Source organism: Candidatus Viridilinea mediisalina (assembly GCF_002532535.1).
Taxonomy (GTDB): domain Bacteria; phylum Chloroflexota; class Chloroflexia; order Chloroflexales; family Chloroflexaceae; genus Viridilinea; species Viridilinea mediisalina.
The window spans coordinates 1-20,770 of the sequence record NZ_NQWI01000059.1 but is presented as its reverse complement, the minus strand read 5'-3'; the positions used below and the strand labels follow the sequence as shown (position 1 = coordinate 20,770).

The following is a 20,770-nucleotide window of genomic DNA, read 5'->3' as shown; positions in this document are numbered from 1 at the left end:
TGGCATTACCTCCTGTGCTGGCTAAATGAGATTGCAAACGCGGCTTCCCGCTTGCCTTCAGCAATCCACTGCTGCACCTCGGGCGTGAGGTCACGTAGGGTCGCTTGGTTGTCAACAACACGCGCCAGAAATGCTCGAATACCAATGGACAGACTTGCAACCCTATCCAGTCGTTGTCCCAGCGTTTTGAGCAAACCCTCACATTGCTCAAGTTGCGCCTGGGTACGTGGCGGGCGTTTTGCCTGATCTTCTAACGATCGCACAAGTTGGTCCAACTCGGTTGCACTGCTTGCTACTTCAGGCAGATAATTGACTAACCGCATCAATTCGCGGTAAGGTGAAAGCCTGCCACTCGCATAGCTCTGCCAGCGATCAGCGAGATCTTTGATGGGACGCTGTAGATGACTCTCAGCTTTTTGGATCCCCAACCATTCTTTGCGGTTTGTAGCAAACCGTTGGCGTGATGTAGCTAATTCCTGGCCCACAAACTGAACCTGTGATCGAATATCCGCTACCACCTGTTTGTCTAAGTAGGGCGAACAGACCTCAAGCTGATCGGTAAATTCGCGTACCGTCTTGGCGACCTTGTCAAGTGCGCGGAGTGTCGCTTCAATTGACTTAATCTCGGCTTGGTTCGTTTTCAAACGATCCTCAAGTGCAAGTTTTTCGGCGACAGTCGCAACCAGGGTCACAATCATGACGAAACCTCCTGTGGCTCGATCTGCGGCTCTCCTGACGAAGCTTGCAGTCGTTCAATGATTTCGTCATAAAGAGCGATCGTCTGTTCCTCAAGTTGGGTAGCTGTGCTATCTGCACCAAGTTGCTTAATTTGCTGCTCGGTCTGGGTTAGCATTTTCTTGGCAACCTTCTCCACCTCGGCGAGATAGACCAAGATCGTTTCCATTTGCTCAACAAAACGCCCTCCGGCAGACATACGAATCGCGGTCAGCCCTCGCCCCTCCTGATTGACCGTAGTCATAAGGTACTGCTGGGCATTCTTAAAGCCAGGCCCTTTAAAGGACGGCTCGTTCAGACTATGCGGCTTGTTGAATCTACCCATTGTTGTGCGTAACTGCTCAACCGCTTTCATGATCTCTTCAGGCTTAGCTTCCCCGGCAAGTTCTTTCAGACGCTCAAGTTTGGCCTGGAGAAAGCTTCGTTCGTCAGCAAGCACCTGCTCCATGTGTTGGGCAAAGAGTTGATAGACTGCTCCGCCATCTGTCCAGATGACTTTCGCCCTTTTGTCAATTGCTGGGATGGTGAGCAATTCCCAATCACGCTTGCCCATCGCCGCAATAATCTGTAGGCCAAGAGTTGCGTCAATATAGCGCACATCAGAACTGTCGCCTTGCGGGAGACTGAGCAAACGGGCCAGCCCTCGGCGACAGGAATGAGCGCGTTTCATCCCGATCTGGCGAAGTAGCGATGCCCAGGTTGGGCTATGGCGCTTCTTGGCCTGTTCAACAAGTGCGTTCCACTCTTGCTCCTTGAGCGGTTGGGAACCCGTCTCGCGGGCGGCTGAGGCAATAACTGACCCAAGCAGATCGAGGCTGCTCGCATCATTCTTGAGGCCGTCACAGAGCCATTCGAGCAGCAGACAGTCGAGCAAGAGCAACTCGACGATACGCATCGGGGCTGGTTGCGTATTGGTCGGTTTGAGCGCAAATTCGACCACCATAGGTTCGATGTTGTGGAGCCAGGTGCTTAGCGTTGCCAGATGAGCACCAAGATCTTCTGGGGCAAGTTTCTGGCCTCGCTCATTCAAATCCACCAGAGCTTGAAGCACATCGGCAAGTTCATCGCTACGCGGCAAGAACAAACAATCACCGCGCACTGAGCCTGATTGCCCCTCAATCTCGAAGCGCCGGTTTTCAATGCGCTCCTTGACAAAGAGATCGGGAATACCGTAAAGCTCCCACTGGATCCCGCCTTTGATAAATGTGACGAGCCATTCACGCAGTTTCTCGTAATGCTCCAATTGCCCACCGCCGCGCCAATTGGCGATATCAGCCGTGTATTTGCCCATGTCGCGCGGCTGGGCAGGCGGACGGGGTGGGGGCATGCGGACACCCGGTGTCGCTGTCGATTCGCGTTGGGTGTCTGGTTGGATTTGCTGAACTTGCTGCGGTTCTAGTGGTCTTTGCAGGTCGCCAAGTGTGCTTAACTCTGAGCTAACTGCGGGCATTGTTGGTGTATCGAATGCCAGACTGCCCGCAATCGGTGTAATGCCAAATGCCCGATACACCGTATCGCTCAAACCGCCAACTGTTCGGCTCGTCCCTTCGCCCTGTGTATCAACTGAGCCATCACCCCAGTACAGTACCAGGGTCTGGATGCGCTGGGCGCTAGACCCGCCCTGCTCATTGATAATCCGTTGATGGACGGGCTTGGTGAGTGGTGGAATATCCCGTACACCAGAGGCCAGTTCTTTGGGGGGGGGCGGGAATGCCCCGCTCTTTACCTGCGATCCGTGGCGTTGCAGCACCTCACGCAGCACGTATCTGAGCAGCGAACGCGGGGTCTTGGTGATCGTTTCATGATCCAGCCGCCGGAAAATATTCCATGCGGCACGCTCGTTGAATGGATACAACCCGACGTAGGACTCATTCCCGGGCGTTCCGATGTCAACCGCACCAAATGCGCTATGACAGGGCGCACGCCAAGCACACCCAGCACACCCATTGGGCAATTGGGCTGTACGCCCACCATTGGCGTGCCAATCCTGCACCACTGTACGCTCAAGGCGCATCGCGTTCAGATAACGCCCGAACATGCCACCCACTGCACTGGAATTCGGCAAAAGTCCGGCTCCAGTCTGTCCTGGGGCCGCAACATTCAGACTGAGATGATGGGTAACCCGCTCTTGCAGGTTCTTAGGAAAACGACTTTGAAAATAATCGTCGGTGATGCCAATGATCGAAACGATCCGACAAAAGTCACGATTACTCTCACCGGTATGTTGGGTTGCCAACACATCAATGAGGCCAACATCAATCCCGGTGAAGGCCGTAATGTCTTCAATGAAAAAAGCCAAGCCCCGCCTTTGCTGCCGCAGCTCGCGGCGCAAGTCATTGAAGGTCTGTTTCAGATCATCGGGCGAGAGTACAACTGTTTTAGTTACGGCATAGTCAAGCAGACCGTTGAGGTATGCAGCGAGTTCACTGCGTAAATCGAGACTCATGCTTAGGGCTTCGGCAAGATATTTGGCCTCTTGATAGCCTTGCGTTCTTAAGTCGTACAATAATTTGGTGGGCAGTTCAAAATCATCAGGGCGAAACTCTGGGCGCTGGTCTGTATCATCGTTGCGCCGCCCTACGGTAAGAAAGCGTGCGATCCGCTCGATTGGCCCATCCTCTGCCTTGAGTTGCTCACGAATAAGCGCATCAAGTAAGAAGCGCTCGATATTATTTCTAATCTTTGGCTTGCGCGAAGCCTCGCGCTCATAGGTTGCAATTGCCAGATTATTGATCAGCGTATCTTGCAGCGCGCGGGCCGAGAGTGATTCCGCCGCACCCCGTAACTTCGCAATCTGCTCACGCAAGGCATCACCAGCTAGGCTTAGCCGATCAATGATCTGACGCAGCGTGCTCAACAGACTATTTTGGGCACGCTCAATCAGCAGCACCTCATCCTGACCAGCCTGTTCGTCCTTATAGCGTTCGTAGAGCCAGCGAATAAGGTGCGATTTGCCCGTACCAGGCTCTCCTTCCACAATCGCAAACATATGCCGATCAGCTTGCGAACTTTTGGTCAATTCGCCAAGAAGATCAGCTTCGCTGACCGCAATTGGTCCACTGGGTTGCAAATAAGCGATCTGCCCCAGTGGCGTGTGGGTCGCCATAAAATCGGGAATATCAACTGCAATCGCCTCCATGTTAATCACGTCGTTGATGCGATCATGCTTCCAACATTGATGGCACGTAAATTCACTCATGCCGCCCTCCCCAGTTGAATATGCGAGACCTGCCGATGGGCGTGGCCTGTGGCGGGATAGAGTTGCCATTTGATTGGTGCGTCAGCGCGGAGAATGAGTTGGATAAAGCCTGCGGTATCAAGCACGCGCAGTGCATTCGAGAGCATCAGACTGAGACGGTTGCTAAACAGATCCGACGTGCGACTGACCTGCGCACAGCGTTGGAACAGCGTCCCGCGATCAAGTTCAGGACAATGCTCGGCCAACTGTTCCATAAATTCGCCCATCCGCACCAGGCTTTGGCCTTCTGGCAATAACTGCCCTAGGATGGGTTCAATTCGCATCCGTGCATCGGGCACAAGGATGGTACGCGCTCCCTGATTAAGCAGCCAACCATGGCCAAGAAAGGCTGTCCAAACCCGCCAAGCGCGTAGTTTCGTGGTATTAAACCGACGCTCGTCGGCATCGGGGAATAGGGCATCGTTAAAACGTAACTCGAAATCTTTCTGCTCAAACTGGAATACTCGATCGTCCTGGGCCGCATACCAAGCCGTATAAAGATTAAACAGGAAATTGTCTTCGCCATCGTCAGTAACGTGAAGCAAAGCCTCTTGCATGTAGCTACGAAACGCTGCCAAGGTCTCGATCCTTGCTAGCGCTACTTGCAAGCGCACGATGCCTGCTTCATCCTCAGCTAACAGCCCGCAACTTCTTGCGGCAGTAAAAACATTTGAGGCTGCTGTTTGATTGTCCAGTTTAGGGAGCGCATCAACCGGTTGGAGGGCATCGAAGAGAGCTTTGCGGCTCGGCTGGCGCAAAGCAGGTGCAAGCCGCACCATGGAGTGGAGGCGCGGCGGGGTTACTTGTTGGTTGTTCAAGATTTCGTATGCCATGAAAACTCCTAAAACAGATCAATTTCTGCTTGGTTCACAATCTGATCTAACAGCATGAGATCTTGGACGAGGCCCTCGATCCGATCAACCAGCCGCCCATGTTCGCAAGGCAGGAATAAAGCACGGGGAACAATATTGATGCGTGGGATGATCGGGTCAAACAACTTCAATGCCCGGTGCAATTGATCGGCTTCTGCTTCAAGGACTGGATAGATCACGGCTGTAGGTAAAGGAAAGAGTGCATCACGCTGGTGATCGCGTACATACTGGCTATGCACCAGACGATGCGGGGTACGAGCATATGCTGATAAGCGTTGGGGAAGTAACTGCCCATCGCCATCAAGCAGCAACTCGGGCAGGATCATCTGCTGCACGCCTAGTCGCAGTAGCCCACCAAGTATGTCTATTATTCCTGCACTGGTCAGCGGCGGATCATACTGGAGTGTCAGGGGTTGCCCTTGAGCGATGAGAGCGGCAAGTTCCCCGCTAAGCAGCGAGGCATTGATTGGGCCGTGAAATAGTTCGGCACTAACACTGAGCGGTTGCGCATATGGCTCTTGTCCATAGCTACGACAAGCAGGACAGCCACCACAAGCGTGCGCCATAGCGGGATAGTTTCGTGCAAGGGTGGCCGCAATACACCGTTGAGGGCTCTGTTTGGTATTGTCTTGCAAAAGCCTACGCATCTCCTGCAGTGCCTCCTGCAGATCCTCAAGTTCTGCTGAACGTGCAGTTTCAAATGTTGCTTTGATATAGTCGGTATCATAGGCCCGATCTGGCTCACGGAGGCGCACACTCATCCATAGTGGCGCAAGATCATACGGGGTTTCTGGCACTCCCGCTTCAACCTCAACCCGTGCATCTTCAATGCCCACCAATTGGGCTCGTTGGGCAAGCAAGAGCGTATGCTCATTCCAATCCCGATTTTTGGGGCTGCGACGAATATCACTGCGATCATTAGGTGGTGCATCAAGATCGATCAGCAGCGTATCGCCACGCCCCTTGACCAATTTTCCTGACTCCAGCATGCCAAACCAACGCGGTACTGCCTTATCGGAGGTGATGCGGGCTGATTTCACCATGCTATGAGCCAAGCTAAAATCATCTTGAGCCGCACACAAGAGGCTGATGGTGCTACAGCTATCCCGACCTCCGCGGCCAACCTCTTGGTAAAAGCGATTAACATTTTCGGGAATACAGGCGTGAATGACGGTTCGCACATCACGTTTGTCAATCCCTAACCCGAAGGCGGAGGTTGCACACATCAGGTCAATCCGACCCTCATTCCACTCCTTGATGCGGATTTCGCGTTCTTGGGCAGTTGTTGTCCCGGTAAAACTGCGCACCCGTCGGTAACCCATGCGCCGGAGTTGCTTGAGCCAATCCTCTGCATCGGCTGGAGTGGTCGTATAGAGAATCAAGGGGCGTGGTAAATAGCGAATGGCCTCGCATACATAACGCTGTCGCTCATTCAGCGAACGACTCAGATGCATCCAGTAACCAATCTCGGGTCGGAGCCGTCCTGCATGAATTGTGGTGAGTTGATTCTGCTCGCTAAAAAGATTTTTGAGCAGATATTCGGCAGAAGTTGTCAGCGTTGCGGTCAATAAAAGTGTACGTAGATGTCCCCCAGAAGTCGCTAACAATTGGCGACGGTATGTCGAAAGAAACTGGAAGTCTGTGCGAAAATTTGCGCCCCAGGCATCAATGATATGGGCCTCATCCACGACAAAGCGGCGCAGTTTTCCGCAACTGGCCGCGTGGAACGCAAGCGTATGTAACTCCGAACCCATAAGCGCTTCAGGCGAAAGGAACAAGATCGGCAGCGTCCCATTGCTCAGTCCTTGCCTGACGATACTTTTGCGCTCGGCTGACATTCCACCGATCCATGCCTGTGGGCGGTGGCATTCATCGATAGCGTGCTTGAAATATGTACTGGCTCGCTGCTGCTGATCGAGCGCTAATGCTACCGTTGGCACAACCACCAGGGTTGTGCCACCCGCGATTGTGCCGCCGCGTGTGTCTGACCAGGCTGGTAGTTGCATACAGAGGCTTTTTCCCGCGCCCGTTGGCATCGTGACCAGTGTGCTTGAGCCAGGAGCAGCAAAGAGGAAGGCATGAACGGCGGCTTTTTGGGCCTCGGATTGATAATGAACCCAACCAGTCATAACATAGAGCAGTCCATCACCGATTGATGGCTGATGAGATCCACGTCGTTCTAGCGCATCAATGCGCCCGGTATGGCTGAGCCAGTGGGGATGCCAGGCTGGTGCATCAATCGTAACCAGCCGATTCGTTTGCTCACCGATGATGAGTAAACCCGGATCAGCAACTTTTCGCTCAATTGTCCGCCAGAGCGCGGAAGCAATATTGATGCTCTGGCCGTTTGCACGACAGATGCCGCGTAACAGGATGGCAAGATCGGCATCCCCAGCCCGCCCATCAGCGTAATCATGAAGCGCGAGTGTAAGCCGCAAACATGCTGCAGTGCGAGCTTGATCAAGTGGATCGAGATCCTTGCAAAGGCGACTCTGTTGCAGATAGTATGCGGGGTAATCGGGATGCTCATCTTGCAGCATCCTTGTTGCCAGAGCAAATATGGCATCAGTACTCATGAAGCGGTTTCCATAGGACTGTAAAAACAGATTGACTCCAGGCGACGCAGTGGGCGACGAATACCTTTCAAAATCAGATCAATGGCTTCGCGAAAAACGGCTAACTCTGCATGTTCAGTTGCACTCTCAAGGCCGTAGCTTGTATGCCAACGCAAACCGGCTTCCCAGCCGTTGGCGTGGAGCCGCAACTCGTTGGCAGCTTCTTCCGCAAGCTCCTCGGTGTAAGCATTCAGATCATCGTCAAGAAATTGTGTAGCAGCATTGACTGCTCCAGTGACAAGATCTGCCCAAATATCATGTGGGTAGCAAGCCTGAAAATTTCCAAGTTGGGCTGAACCCCGACGTTTATCATCACTACGGCGACCAAGGTGAATCGCAACAACCTGATCGAACGACTTCTCGGCAAACTTCCACCTTGGATCGAAACGATCAATTACGTTGCCTGAATATGCGTCAATCAGGATACGCTTATGGGTACAGGCCAGATATCCCAGCGCCTGAAGCATGTAGATCGGTGCGAGGCCTGCGGCATAGAGTGGTCTGGGATTGATTTGGAACGTGTAGAACAGATCAAAGAAGGGTACAGTGACCCCTGGTTGGGGCATAAAACCGATGGCACAGCAGCGCCCTCGATCGCACTCAAGCGCATTCGCGATCACCGCATCTGTCCACGGATCATCACCAGGCGCAAAAAAGACCAAATCTTCGCGGCGGATGGCAAGATCGCGATTGAAGGTACCGCGAATCTGGGTTGTACGTTGTCGCCCAGAACGCCGGGCTGCCTCTTCCATGTTTGGTGGCAGAAACCGTGCATTAATCATTGAGTTCAGATTAAAACGCTGGGCGTCATAGATCATCTCCACCCCGTCCATGTGATAACTGCTCACACCCGCAATGGCTGTCCAGTTTTGCACGGCCTTGCGAACAATCTCGCCATCACGATAACGCTTACTAATCTGCTCAAACTCATAGCGGCGACGCTGATTGATCGCATCCTCTTCAAAGTAGCGCTCACGTTCAACTTCCTGTCGTAACTGGCTCGCGTAATTCGCGAGTGATTGGTGCATCCCGGACAATCCTGTACGTACACTGGTACGGAGTGCATCAACCAACTGATCCTGAATCTCCTCAAGCGCGATCTCCATACCACTGAGTGAATACGTAAACAGGTTTAGCGCTTCATTCCATAGGCGAAAGAGATCATGTTCGAGCGTATCGCGGGCAACAATCGGCAGTGAACACACCTCGCCTGTTCGCCCGAGGCGATCAACTCGTCCTATCCGCTGTTCAATCTGGGCTGGCGTCCAGGGCAGGTCAATGTGGATGATCTGCTGGGCAATTTGGAAATTGCGTCCCTCGCCGCCAAGTTCATCACAAAGCAAGACACAACAATTCTGATCGCGCTGAAATCTGTCGGCGGCAAGTTGTAGGTTGGCTTCGTCCATCTCGGCTGTGAAACGCACCGCAATTGCGCTGCCTAGCAAGCGGATCAGATGCTGCTGGATCGCATCAATTGTTTGCGGCCACGAGGAGAAGACGACGATCTTGGCGTCCTGACGCGCTTCGCAGGCAGCATAGATCGCCCGTAGCGCCTGGACGAGCCGATCATGTTGGGCAATGTTGGCTGTGGCCCGCCGCACCCCGGCAAGCAACTGTGCGCTCTCCTCTAGCCATAACTCGGTGCGCCGGATGAGTTGCTCAAGTTGCGCCAGTTCATCACGCATTGGTGGTGCCGTTTGGGCCAGTTGCTTGATCCGGGCCTGCTCGCGACGAGGGGAAGTGAGTGTTGTAAGCGTAGCACTATTGGCAGATTTGGCTAACCCTTCGCGCAGCGCTGCAATCCGCCAGTGCAGCACCTTGAGCAGGGCTTGAGGGCTGCTCGCCGCACTGTGCAGGCATACGCGGGCCAATTCAAGCTCTAGAGCCGTTCCTGCGGTTTGAGCAAGATACGCCCCTAGATACTCATACAGATCTTCCAATAACTCGCGCTCATGCTCACCCGGATCATAGCTATACGAGGTGTCACATGTGCGGGTTGGTAGCTCAAGTTGGAGGCTGGCACGGCGGTTGCGAACCATTCGATTTTCAATCCGATAGTTCGTACTGATATAGGCAGCAATCTGTTTCGCCGTCTCTAGGGCCTCCTGATGATCATGCTCCTGTTGTGTGAGCAGGTCAGTTAAGCTACGAAGTCCTGCATCGTCACTCAGACGGGCGAGGAGCGATGCAAGATCCTCACTAAACTCTTCCCAGTCAAAAGTGGTTGCGTTGAGTTGGGGGCGTACCAGTGCCAGCGCCGTCCGCACTTGTTCCTGTGCTGCCACCAGATTCTGAAATGACTGCTGATCTTCAGCGGTGTAGCGACGAGGGTCAAGCAACCGCAGCAGATCAAGATATTCTTCAGCCCGGCGTTGAATCGGCGTAGCAGTCAGAGCTAAAACCCGGGTGGCTTGGGTGCTAAGGTGCAGTACGCGATCATACAGGAGGCGATTTTTACGCAGATGATGCGCCTCGTCAATAATCAAAAGATCCCAATCACGTCGTTTCAAGTGATCCCAATAGATGTCATATGTCGCCAAGTCTTCAGCACTGATCATGACCGCAGGATGCAGCGCAAGATCTACTCCTCCGCCCCCAGGTTTAAGAATCGGTACATCAAGCCAGAACTTCTGATTCAACTCGTTACGCCACTGTCCCGTCAGGGCGCTGGGGGCAACGATTAAAGCTTTCATGGCTGGATTGCGCCGTCGTAAAGCCCGTAAAATAACCGCTGCCTCAATCGTTTTGCCAAGACCAACCTCATCAGCAAGCATCAAACGACAGGTAGGCGCACTAAGCGCCCGCGAGACGACTTCCGCCTGATGAGCAAGTAGTAGCACCCGCGAACCGACTAGATCTTCGATCCCATAGGTTGTACTCTTTAACTCTCCCGCGAAAGTTACAACCTGATCACGCGGCTGACGCCACTTTGGATGCTGCAATTCGTAGCTCAAAGCCTGGGCAAGCGGGTCGGAATCTTGGCGGGTCGAGCTAAACTGGGTAATATCTACTTCGCTAACCTGCTGCACCGTACCTTGAATAAGCGCATAGTAGGAGGCAAACGCGCCTTCCTCCAACGTATCAGCACAAGCGACAAGAATTTCCCCTGTTACCCCAGGATGATTGTGTAATGTAAAGGTCGTTTCCGGCAACAGATGACAGCGTGTGAGGTGGCGGAGAGGGATATCCATCACCTGATCCAATACTGCCCGTCCACCCGGCTTTTCACTCAGGTGGTGAACGCAAAAGGCCACTTGAGCCGAGGCCATATCTTCCGTAAAACCCTGGATCGTACCAATCCGAAAATCACGAAAACTCTCATACTCTGCGTCAAGATCCATCGGAAAACGGACTATCATTCCTACACAGAAAGAATGGCGAGAATCGGGTTCATGAGTGTTCAACATACGCTGATCCGGGGTGAGTTGAGTGATTTGATGATCTCCCGCAGCACGCCGCTCTTGCCGCGACACATCGTCCAGAGGACGCGCCCAACTATTTCGCCGCTCTGTTGCAGATCGCGCACGAGGTTGCTCAGGTCGTGGCCGATGTAGCCGGTAACGACGACGATGAGGTCGCGCCCACTGACCCGTTCGCGCACTTTGGCGCGATCAACATGCGCTTCACTTGAAGGGGCAACTTCGAGGTAGTCGGTGAGGCCATGCTCCTGGCGCAACCGCTGTTCGACTTCGCGGCGCATTGTGCCGTGGCCGCCGATGATGGTGAGTTTGAGGTTAGTTAGGGCGGGCGTGGTCACTTCTGTAACCACTTCTTCGGGCACGAAGAGGCTGCGCTCGTGTAGCGCAGTGCGCTCTTGCTCAACGGTCTGCGAGAGATCGTCGGCAAGCTCGCGGTTGAGAAAGTGCAATGCCCGCCGTAGGTCACTGATGTAGGCTGGGAGTGGCTCGCCTTGGCGCAACGATACGGCAAGTTCGTCTACAGCAAGGGCTTGGTACTCCAACGCCAGCAGATCGGCAACGCCTGGCAGATCGGCGCTAAAGCGTTCTATCCCCTCCAAGAGATCAAACTGCTGGGTACGGGTGAGTGCCCCTTCACGACGGAGATCGTGTAAGCAGCGGAGGGCCTCGTCGAGATCGGTCATGGCGCTCGTCTCAGCAAGATATTCCAGCCAGTCAGCTAGCGCTTCGCGTAGCCGTTCGGGGTGTGCGGCGGTGCGGCGAAACGTGACACGCTGGTGGAGGACGGTGGCTGCATCTTGCTGCTCGCGGAGTTGGCGTCCGGCGCGTGCTACGTAGTGATCGAGGTAGTCAGCCTGCTCTTCATTCGTCAGGTCGCCGTAGCCCCCTCCTAGTGCGATGTCGGCCATGGCGCGGCAATCTTCGGTTGTGAGCACCGTTGGCGTGGACTCGCGCGCAATGAGGTAGGGTTCAGCCGCTCTGGCCAGATCGCCCGTTGCCACGAGTGCCCGTGCGTAGGCGAGGGCACTATCTGCCGCTCGTTCGCCCGCCTCCCAAGCTTGCGTGAGCAGTCTTTGTGCTGCGGTTGCTTCGCCCAGCGCGAGCAGGGTTGCGCCGTGCAATGCGGTGAGACGGGGATTCAGGTGGGCTTGCCCTTGCACTGCTTCTAAGGCTTCGCGCTTTCGGCCAGCCTTCAGCAGAAGGGGAACGATCTGCTCTACCACTTCGTTGGCTGGCTCTGCGGTACGGTAGAGTTCTAGCGCCTGATCAACCTCGTCCAAGAGCGCATGGGTGTTGGCTAATGCCAGGCGAATCACCTGCGCCGCCGGGTAGTCGGTGTGGAGCTTTTGCAGGGGTGGCAGACGCTCAACAGGGTCGAGCGCAATGAGCGCGGCGATCTGCTCGCTAATGGTGACAGGAGCGCTGTGCATCGTATCCGGTGCAGCATCAATGTCGCGCAACCGCTCGCGGATGCTCTTCTCCGCTTGACGCAGCCGTTCAAGTTCGGGCAGGAAGGCGCGGCAGAGTTCACGGCCCATGGCGGCGATGGTTGTATCCGCGCAGCGTTGCGCCTCGCGCTCGTGCGCATCGAGAATTTGGTTCACCAAGAGCGCCGAGGGGGGCAACGCCAAGACCTCGGAATGTCGCTGGGTGCAGAGGCTCACCAACTCCGCGTCCTGGCTGCGCTCGGCGTAGCGGGCGATCTGGGCGCGTAGCCGACTGGATGGCGGCAGGCTAGCTAGAAAGATCTCATCAGTCTCCTCGGCTGGCCCCATAGCCGTTGCGCTGGTGAAACTCGCTGCCACATAGCTCACCGTCTGGCTTCGGCGTTCGCTGGCCAACACTTTTAGCACACGACGAAAGCGTTGCTCCCACGCCAGATCACTGCTCGTCGTTGCTCGCCCCCCCGTCGGGATTCTGGTTGGCGCTGGGGGGGCTTTGACATTGGGCAATCTCGCAGCCGAGGGCTCAGTTGGGGCGGTTGGTGCTTGCCTTACTCCCAGCCCGGCTTGGTCAAGAATCTCGTTCCAGCGCCGTTCTATTGCCTCCTGTGTGGCTGGAATGAGGATCGTGAAGGGAAAGGATTCCTGTCTACCCGGCAATAGGGGCGACATACGACCACGGAGGAGCATGCGCAACGCTCGGTGCAACGCCTGCGCTTCGGCAGAAGTACAGCGCAGGCGCAAGCCGATCTGATCTTCCCAGCCAAGCTTTGGGTCAATAAGGTAGTCAATCGTCATTGTAGCGCTACCCCCTGCTGGTAGTGTTCAATACACTGCTGGCGCAGTTGAGCTATTGAATGTGTGTCGTGGACGTAACGGTAGATCTCGGCGTTCTGGTTTATGCCACCGTGTGTGAGATTGGGGGAGCCAGCAATGGCCCCGTAGTGTCCAGCGTAGGCTTTGCCGTGCAGTTGGGCGTAGACGCGAATATCAATGCGTAAGCTCTGTTCATTCAGCAGACGCAGCGGCGCATGGTAGCGGTTGTCATCGCCGATGGTTAGCCGTACCATGCCGCCATTGGCCGCAATCTGGCGCAACACGTCGAAGAGGTGCAACTCCTCATGCCTTGTAGCGACCAATTCACTGAAGGTGACGTGGTAGGTGCGCTGGAGCCTAAAGTTTGTCACCCAGGGTGAAAGAATCCAGAGCTCGTAGCCATTCACGGCCTGCGAAGCGAGCAGTTCATTGAGTAGGAAGTTGTAGAGTGTGGCTTTGCCACTCGGTTGACGTGTCGAACGTTGTGTCATGCCCCACCTCAAAGAATAGGTCTGATGGTTAAACTAACCAACGGTGCCGCAGTAGGATCAGCGGTAAAAATCGTTGCAATGTCGGTAAGCATTGGGTAGACCATACCGTAGTGTGTGTCGATCCCGGCATCGGTTAAGTAGCTCACAGCCTTACAGAGCGCGGTAAGCTGACCAGCAGCTACCTGTAGGTAGAGGGATCTGGCACCGCGTTCGAGCAAGATGCGTAGACGATCACGCAACGCGCTCAGGTCATCGCCAGATGCGATGGTCAACGTATGTTCCGCCCGTGTCGCGTTGAGCCATGCCGTAAGCAACGGACGACTGAGCAGCATCCAACCCAGGCTTGGTGTCTCTTGACCGCCACGGTCGTTGAGGCACGACGGGCAACTGCAGCGACACGAACTGAGGAGACGCCGATCTACGGCAATAGCAAAGGCTTCGCGGCAAGCCGCCGCATCAGTGTCATATTCAGCGCGGTAGATCTCGAGCAGTAGCGCGAGATGGGGGTAGGATGCCGCGTTTGCGCCGGTTATCTCGTGGTAGAGCAGCCCGCGTACTTCGGCGAAACTTGGCTCACGCCCTAGGCGCACCGTACAGTTCGGGAGGAAGAGGGTGTTGATCTCGCGGTAGAGCCGCCAGTTGCTCAACGTAGCGCCGTGCGCTTGCTCTAGGTAATCGGGAACAAAGAGGCGCATGAGCGCCTTGGCGTGTTCCTGCTGAATGATCAAGCCAAGATGTCGTCGCACTTCAGCCAGCAGATCCTCAATGGCTTGCTGGCGTTGCTTAGCACCACGGGCCGTTCGTACCTGCTCGGCAAGCGTATCACATACCACCAACCAATCCTCTGGCTGAGCTAACACATGACGTAGCAACGCCTCCTCTTGCGCCGTTGGGCAGCGCGCCATACGCTGGGCCAGCGTCGCCCAGAAGCGATCCGGTTCGCTACGCAACGCCTCGTGGGTGGCCCGCATCACTCCGATGCCGCCCATACCCACTTCGTAGAGCCAGATGCGGTCGGTCGCACGGGAGCCAAAGTCTACGTGCAGCTTGGTATACGCCCCGATATAGCGTAACGCTTCAACCCCCGCCAACTCCTGGGCCGTCTGTTTCAGCGCCTGGGCCAAACTGTATTTGAAGGTGTCGTGCAAATAGTCGTGGTACAGAGCACCACCAGCGGCTACCTCAGCGTAGATGTTGGCAAAGGACTCTATGACCTCGGGGCGTTCGGCTAAGGCTTGAGCCGCCTCGGTTTTGCGCTTAGAGAGGCAATAGACTTCGCTGATCATGCGTTGCATCGCGTGGCTTACCCCAGGCCCGCCTGCTGTGAGCCACGCTGCGACGACGGCGGGACTCTCTCCCTGCGCGATGCGGCGCTCGTCAGCGATGGTGAGCAGAAGATCGACCAGGTGCCCGGCGGCAAAAATATTGGCACCGTGTTCCACCATGAGTGCTGTGATGGCAGCGTGGCGCGTGGCGGTGTAGCAGAGTTGCGCCGCCACAGGGGGCTCGATACGTAACCGCTCCAAATGGAGTTGTGCAAGGTCGAGTGCTAGCCCCTCGGTTGTCATCTGATAGCCGAGCAGACACGGCTCTGCATAGCCGGAATCGGCAGTGAAACCGACCACACCCTCAATCGTATCGGCACGATGTTCGTGGAAGACGAGGCTGAATTGGCTGCCCAGAGTGAGAAGACGTACATCAATGGGGTTCTGATTGTTTGCTTCATCACTGTAGAGCAGCAACTGATGGGTGAGCCGCTCCCCCAACGGATCGGCCCGTAGCGTCGGGTGGCCCGGTCGCAGCCAAAAGGCCGTTGGCAGATCTTCACGCTCCGCCCGAATCTCGATGGCGCTAATCGGAAAGCCTGAACTGGCATGGGCGAGCATGCACTCGTGCTGGCCCGCCGCGTCTCGCCGATCATGCTGCTGTAGTTCGCCTGTGGCGGGATCGCCATACCAAAGTGAACTGTTATGGTCTTTGCTGAAGGGTGTAGGCGTAATGGCGCTAGGGCGAAAGATCGACAGTGTTTTGGTCTGATCGGGATCAATTCCAGCCATGCGTAGAGCGCGCATTGGCAGGGACTTCACGTTGGCCTTTTCATCAAGCGCGACGACCTCATAGTAGTCAGCAATCACGAGGCGCGGTACGTCGTCTGTTTCGCTCACGATGGGCGGAATCCAAGTTGAGCCAAAACCACCACGAAAAGAGACATTGCCCGGCACGGTAGTCGCTAACGCCAGACCGATACTCTCGGTGGTTGGGTAGCTTTGACTATACCTGACACGCACTTCAGGCAAATTGAGATCGGAGAAGAGATTCTCGGGCAACAGGTCACGCACCAGATCGCGCCCATTGACGCCATAGCGCGGAGAATCCGCCGCTTGCAACCGTATTGTGAGTGTGCGTACCAGGCGCAGATAGTGGTTGAGCAGAATACCATCCGATCCCGCCAGCAACTCAGCGGCATCAGGCCCATCGAGTGAGAAGGCACGCCCAAGGTAGTCCTTGAGCGCCAGAAGGGTGGCGCTATCCTCACCACGCTCCTTGAGCAGATTGAGCGCACGTTCATCCAATTGTTCCAATTGGTAGTGCCGCCCCTCCAAGTTTGCACTATAGGCCAGCCAATCCATAATGGCATAGAAGCCGTGGATACGCTGCAAGAAACGGTTCTGGGTATTCAATGGTAACTTACGAAAGATTGGTTCGGTGAGCAGATGTTGGTTGCGGAAGAGGAAGATTTCGGCAGAAGAGTAGGGGCTGAGGAGGGTGATCACGATTGGTCGCGTACCCACCTGACGCCCTCCGCGCCCCTTGCGCTGCACGAAACTGGCGATGTTGGCGGGCGCGCCATACTGGATGACACACATCAGCGCATCATCGTCGTAGCCCACCTCTAGCGCACTTGTCGTGATGATCAAATCATCGTCTGGTTCAATCGGCTTATCACGGTCGCTCGCCGACTTGCGTCGGATCTTCAGCGCCTCTTGGCGCGCCTTACCCGCTTGGCTCACGACCCACCAACACTCACCTGCTTGGAAGAGTGGACATGTGAGATCGGGGCCGTGGCGTTGCTCACAGCCGCAATCGGGAATAGGGGTATTTCCGAGCAACCGGGGAAAGAGCTTGCGATTATGGGGGGGCCAGCGATAGGCGTAGAGCGGTACATCACTGATCTTGCGGTCATGCATAGCTATACCAGCCTGCTCATCACGCGCCGTCGCTTCACGTTGCCATGGACGCATCCGCTCGGCATCCTCAATCTGGTAGAGCCAACGCCCCACCACATCAAGCGACTGAACGAAGCCAAAGGCGCGGTAGCGGGCGAGCGGGCTGCCGCTTGGTGGTTGGGGCATCGTATGCAGGGCTGCCATCGTCGTCTGGATCAGCGTCGAGATCGTGGCCACATCCTCCTGCTCCGTGGCACGCACAAAGATGAAACGCTCAGCGCCAATCACCTGCATCTCGTCATCTGCGGGGCGCACCTCAACCACATGTTCAGGCGCGATACCAGCCAAAGTAGCGATAAACTGCACTGGTTGGGCAATCGTCGCACTCAGGCCGATAAAGGCGATACGATCACACTCGTGCCGGGCGAGTTTACCAGCACGCAAGCGAGCCAGCAGGCGTCGCAAGAGCAGCGCTACCTGTGTTCCCGCCGTCGAAGCCTGGAGGTGAATCTCGTCGAGCATCACCACCGACGGCGCACAAAATTTGGCGGTACCAAAGAGGTACTGCATTTTGCTGCTAAGCAGACGACGGTTCAGCGACTCGGTCGTAGCCACAAGAATATCGGGCGGATGTGCTTCCATCACATTCTCGCGCACAAACTGGATGAAGGGATAATGGACGTCGCAACATGGACAGACGAGCGTTACTGGATCGTCCTGTCGCGCTACCAGGCGCACCTCGCTCGTGGCACAGGCATAGCCCTCGCTACCCACACAATGGGCAAAGGGGGCACGAAAGCCCGCAGCCGCCTCGTCATAGACCCAGCCGCGCATGCGGGCAAACTTCTCTTGCTCATCCTTGCTGCGCAACGCACGCGCAAAATCGTTCCGATTGTAGAGTGCCGCACCGCTCTCAATACCGATCGTCAACGGTGGCAATTCCGCCGCTGCCAAAGCTTGGTTGAGGTGAAACAGGATCTCGATAAAATCGGCCAACTGATTCTCCGAGAGCGCCACACGCGGGTAGATGCAGATCGCCTTGACCCCAACCTGTCCATGCAGACAGCGTGTAAGGACCGCGTGGGCCAGCACCGGCAGAAAGAAGGCGTAGGTCTTGCCTGCCCCAGTGCCAGCGGTAACCACAACACCGCGCAGGCCCGTACCCCGCTCATCAAGGCGCAACGCTTTGAGAATCGCCGCACTAGCCCGCTGTTGAAAGCCGCTGATCATACGCAACTTAGGTAGTGCCTGATCAATCACCGTCAACAACAGATCTGCCACCTGCTGCTGCTCAACGTTCGCAGCCAAGAGTGTACGCAACATGCCACTTGTCGGCTGATCGCGTCGCGGCACCAAGCGCGCCATCACCGTCAGCGTCGTATCGGCCACTAGACGTTTACTACTACTCAGCCGGTGGCTCTGCTTGGCACCCGCTCCTCCATGCCAAACAATGCGCTGACGCACCAGGGCAATCAGCCGCACCATCTCGGCAATACGGCTACGAAAAACCCACTCCGCCGGATCATCCGCCGTATCAAAACGGATGATGAGCACTTCAGCGGCCAACCAGCACAACGCCTCTTTCAGTGCGCGTTCACGATCAACGAGGGGCACACGGGTCACATCAACCGGACGATAGCCAGCCAGCACCTCCGCCCCCGTCATGGTCACGTCATAGACGCCATAGGCAATCTGCGCCGCCTCGCGCTGCTCGATAAAGGTTAGCAGATCGTCGGCTAAAGCTTGAGTAGCATCAGAATTCATTGGGCATGCAACCATTACGTGGTTCTTGAAACCAGAACTAAAACGGCCCCGCTCATCAGAGCGGGGCCGTGGAATAAATGATGGAGTTGGTGACACAACAGCATAGTGAGATCCTTACGCACGATCACCACTATGAATTCTACAGCCATGCTGTAACGGCTGCGTTACCAATCTCGTTTATAGCTGTTCCCACTCCTCGTGGCTCACCAGACAGTGACCGCTCCGCAGTTGAGGAACGGTCGCAATTGCCCAACTGCCTTCAGGCCACGCTGCCTGCCATACCTGTTGAATCGACGCAAGACGCCGTTCGTTAACTGGCACGGGGCGTCCGGCGACAGGAGTGCGTTTGGGTGAGCTTGGCGGGGTTGGCGGTTGCCAGCCATGACGACGAGCCGCAGTACGCACGGCATCACGCAACTGCACGTAGCGTTTGCTTCCTCCCCGCTTCACACCGACAAAGATCGTCTCAATATCGTGCCACAACGCACGACCAATGCGATCCCAGAAGAGCAAGGCGGTAAGGCTGATGGCGAGAAAGGCGAAGAAGAGAGCACCCGCTGTTGCATGATCATCCATTACGTCCTCACTATCCTTCATATCGCTTGGCGGCTATTTCAGGGGCCACATCACCAGCCACAATGATGCCAATAGCGATAAGCCAGGGAACGCCCATAAGCGCAAAGACCGCTCCATAGCCCAAGATGTTCCAGTAGATCGAGAGTCCTAACGTGAGCACATAGCCCGCCCACCAGCGCCGGTCGTCACGCGCAAGCTCCGGACAACCATACTGCGCCACTGATAAGACCCCTTGGGCGAGTAAGGCGAGGGTAAAGCCAACCGGAGCGGCATGGATGTCCTGGAGAATCTGCCAAGGGGTAAGGATCGGGACGACTAGACCGCGTGCGCCATAAAGGGTAGCCAAGTGCTGCGCGACCGGCTCATCAAGGTCTTCACCCAGCAGACGGCCAATGTCGGTGCGACAAGCAGCAAGGTCGTACCCTGCTGTATGGGCACCGAGCAACAACAGTGCGCGGCGGTGGGCAGCGCTGCTATTCGCTCCCACCTGGGCCAGCAGATGGGCGAGTGAGCTACTGATGCGTACCCGATGAGGAGGGCGACTCATTGCGCACCTCCCAACCGCCGCGCCAGCCGCGCATAGCCCCGCGCAATCGCCAATTGCGGATCGTCCACCACGAATGCATGGGGAAAGCGGGCGTGGATGGCCTGGCTCAGGCGAGGCTCTTGCGCACCGCCCCCACCGAGTAGAATGCAATCCAGGTTGGAACCGCTGCCCCATTCCTCAACCAGACGCGCCGCGAGCGCCTCGCCGTTTTCGCGCAGCGGCGCATCCCAATGCTCCGGCAGGGGTCGCTCACATCCCGCCACACGAAGCATCCCGGCCCGTGCAGCCATGTCGGTCTCCACCATCGAGAGCTCCCGCTCAAAACGGGCACTCAACTGAGCGCGCATCTCACGCAGCGGACGAGAAGTTCCTAGATTGAAGGTGTTCAGCGATGCAGGCAGAGGCATCAGTTGCCGCACCACCGCCACATCCACCGTATGGTGGCCCAGATCCACCACGCCCACGCTGCCTTGACACAACGCCGTATCACCGACAAGCGCCCCGTGGCTATCGAGCAGCGAGCTGTATACCAACCCCAGCGTGTAGCATAGGTTGCATAATCGCCGCGTAGCATGTATCATCGGGATGTAAGGGAAGCAGAAATTTTTACGTATCCCAGCAACTTGTCATGCTGAATAGTCCATGGTTCGCATGCATCGTAGTGCCGACGTTAGTCGGCTGAGGTCTTTGGCAGCGACGGGAGCCGACTATAACGCTTGGTGTGAGTTGTCGTACACGGTTTTGCATCAGGACGCCCTCGACGCGAAGGCCAGGTAGCCAAACCGAACGAATTGCAGTGTCGCCGATGGCGTTCTAATGCGCTGCAAACGATCTCACACCAAGCGTTAAAGTCGGCACTACCTACGGCGCAAACAGGAATGTTCCTACGAACCTTTGCTCAGGGTGGCCAAGCAACGGGGCAATCAACAACATCCGCTTCCCTTACTAGTCTCACCAGTGACGGCCCACCCCATGTGCGACGCACGATCCAGGCCCGCGCCGAGCGGGTACGGCCGCAGCCCGCGTGTTGTTGACGGCATGGGATGATACCGTGTGGGTTTCGAGTGCGGTCGAGCGATGGCACAGCA

At 56.1% G+C, this 20,770-nt stretch carries 11 protein-coding genes; all 11 read right to left on the bottom strand.

Translation table 11 applies throughout. The annotated features are described in order from the left end of the window. Positions 1-5 precede the first annotated feature (5 nt). The 11 genes from CJ255_RS13085 to CJ255_RS13035 all read right to left on the bottom strand — a co-directional run bounded on the left by CJ255_RS13085 (position 6) and on the right by CJ255_RS13035 (position 20,215). Positions 6-698, bottom strand: a complete 693-nt coding sequence (locus tag CJ255_RS13085) for a hypothetical protein (protein ID WP_097644553.1) — start codon at positions 696-698, stop codon at positions 6-8. Next, positions 695-3,934 (bottom strand): ATP-binding protein, encoded by a 3,240-nt coding sequence (locus CJ255_RS13080; RefSeq protein WP_097644552.1) that lies wholly within the window; start codon positions 3,932-3,934, stop codon positions 695-697. Before CJ255_RS13080 ends, CJ255_RS13085 begins: the two co-directional genes overlap by 4 nt. Next, positions 3,931-4,806, bottom strand: a complete 876-nt coding sequence (locus CJ255_RS13075) for a hypothetical protein (RefSeq protein ID WP_097644551.1) — start codon at positions 4,804-4,806, stop codon at positions 3,931-3,933. The genes CJ255_RS13080 and CJ255_RS13075 overlap by 4 nt, the downstream gene beginning before the upstream one ends. Before the next feature lie 8 nt (positions 4,807-4,814). Beyond that, on the bottom strand, positions 4,815-7,421 hold the full coding sequence (gene dpdF, locus CJ255_RS13070; RefSeq protein ID WP_097644550.1) for a protein DpdF: 2,607 nt from the start codon (positions 7,419-7,421) through the stop codon (positions 4,815-4,817). Then, a complete protein-coding gene (locus CJ255_RS13065; RefSeq protein ID WP_165774699.1) occupies positions 7,418-10,801 on the bottom strand; it encodes an SNF2-related protein in 3,384 nt (1,127 codons plus the stop codon). The genes dpdF and CJ255_RS13065 overlap by 4 nt, the downstream gene beginning before the upstream one ends. Positions 10,802-10,860: 59 nt before the next feature. Next, positions 10,861-13,119, bottom strand: coding sequence for a tetratricopeptide repeat protein (locus tag CJ255_RS13060; protein ID WP_097644548.1), 2,259 nt, complete (start codon positions 13,117-13,119; stop codon positions 10,861-10,863). Then, positions 13,116-13,628 carry a phospholipase D-like domain-containing protein gene (locus CJ255_RS13055; protein WP_097644547.1) on the bottom strand — a complete coding sequence of 171 codons (513 nt, stop codon included), beginning with the start codon at positions 13,626-13,628 and terminating at the stop codon, positions 13,116-13,118. The genes CJ255_RS13060 and CJ255_RS13055 overlap by 4 nt, the downstream gene beginning before the upstream one ends. Positions 13,629-13,636: 8 nt before the next feature. After that, positions 13,637-18,559 carry a DEAD/DEAH box helicase gene (locus tag CJ255_RS13050; protein ID WP_165774698.1) on the bottom strand — a complete coding sequence of 1,641 codons (4,923 nt, stop codon included), beginning with the start codon at positions 18,557-18,559 and terminating at the stop codon, positions 13,637-13,639. Between the two features lie 177 nt (positions 18,560-18,736). Continuing rightward, complete coding sequence (locus CJ255_RS13045) at positions 18,737-19,135, bottom strand: hypothetical protein (protein ID WP_097644545.1); 399 nt, start codon at positions 19,133-19,135, stop codon at positions 18,737-18,739. 10 nt (positions 19,136-19,145) lie between these two features. Then, entirely contained in the window at positions 19,146-19,682 is a 537-nt protein-coding gene (locus tag CJ255_RS13040) for a hypothetical protein (protein WP_097644544.1), read from the bottom strand. After that, positions 19,679-20,215, bottom strand: coding sequence for an acetate and sugar kinases/Hsc70/actin family protein (locus tag CJ255_RS13035; protein ID WP_124681929.1), 537 nt, complete (start codon positions 20,213-20,215; stop codon positions 19,679-19,681). Before CJ255_RS13035 ends, CJ255_RS13040 begins: the two co-directional genes overlap by 4 nt. Positions 20,216-20,770: the final 555 nt, after the last annotated feature.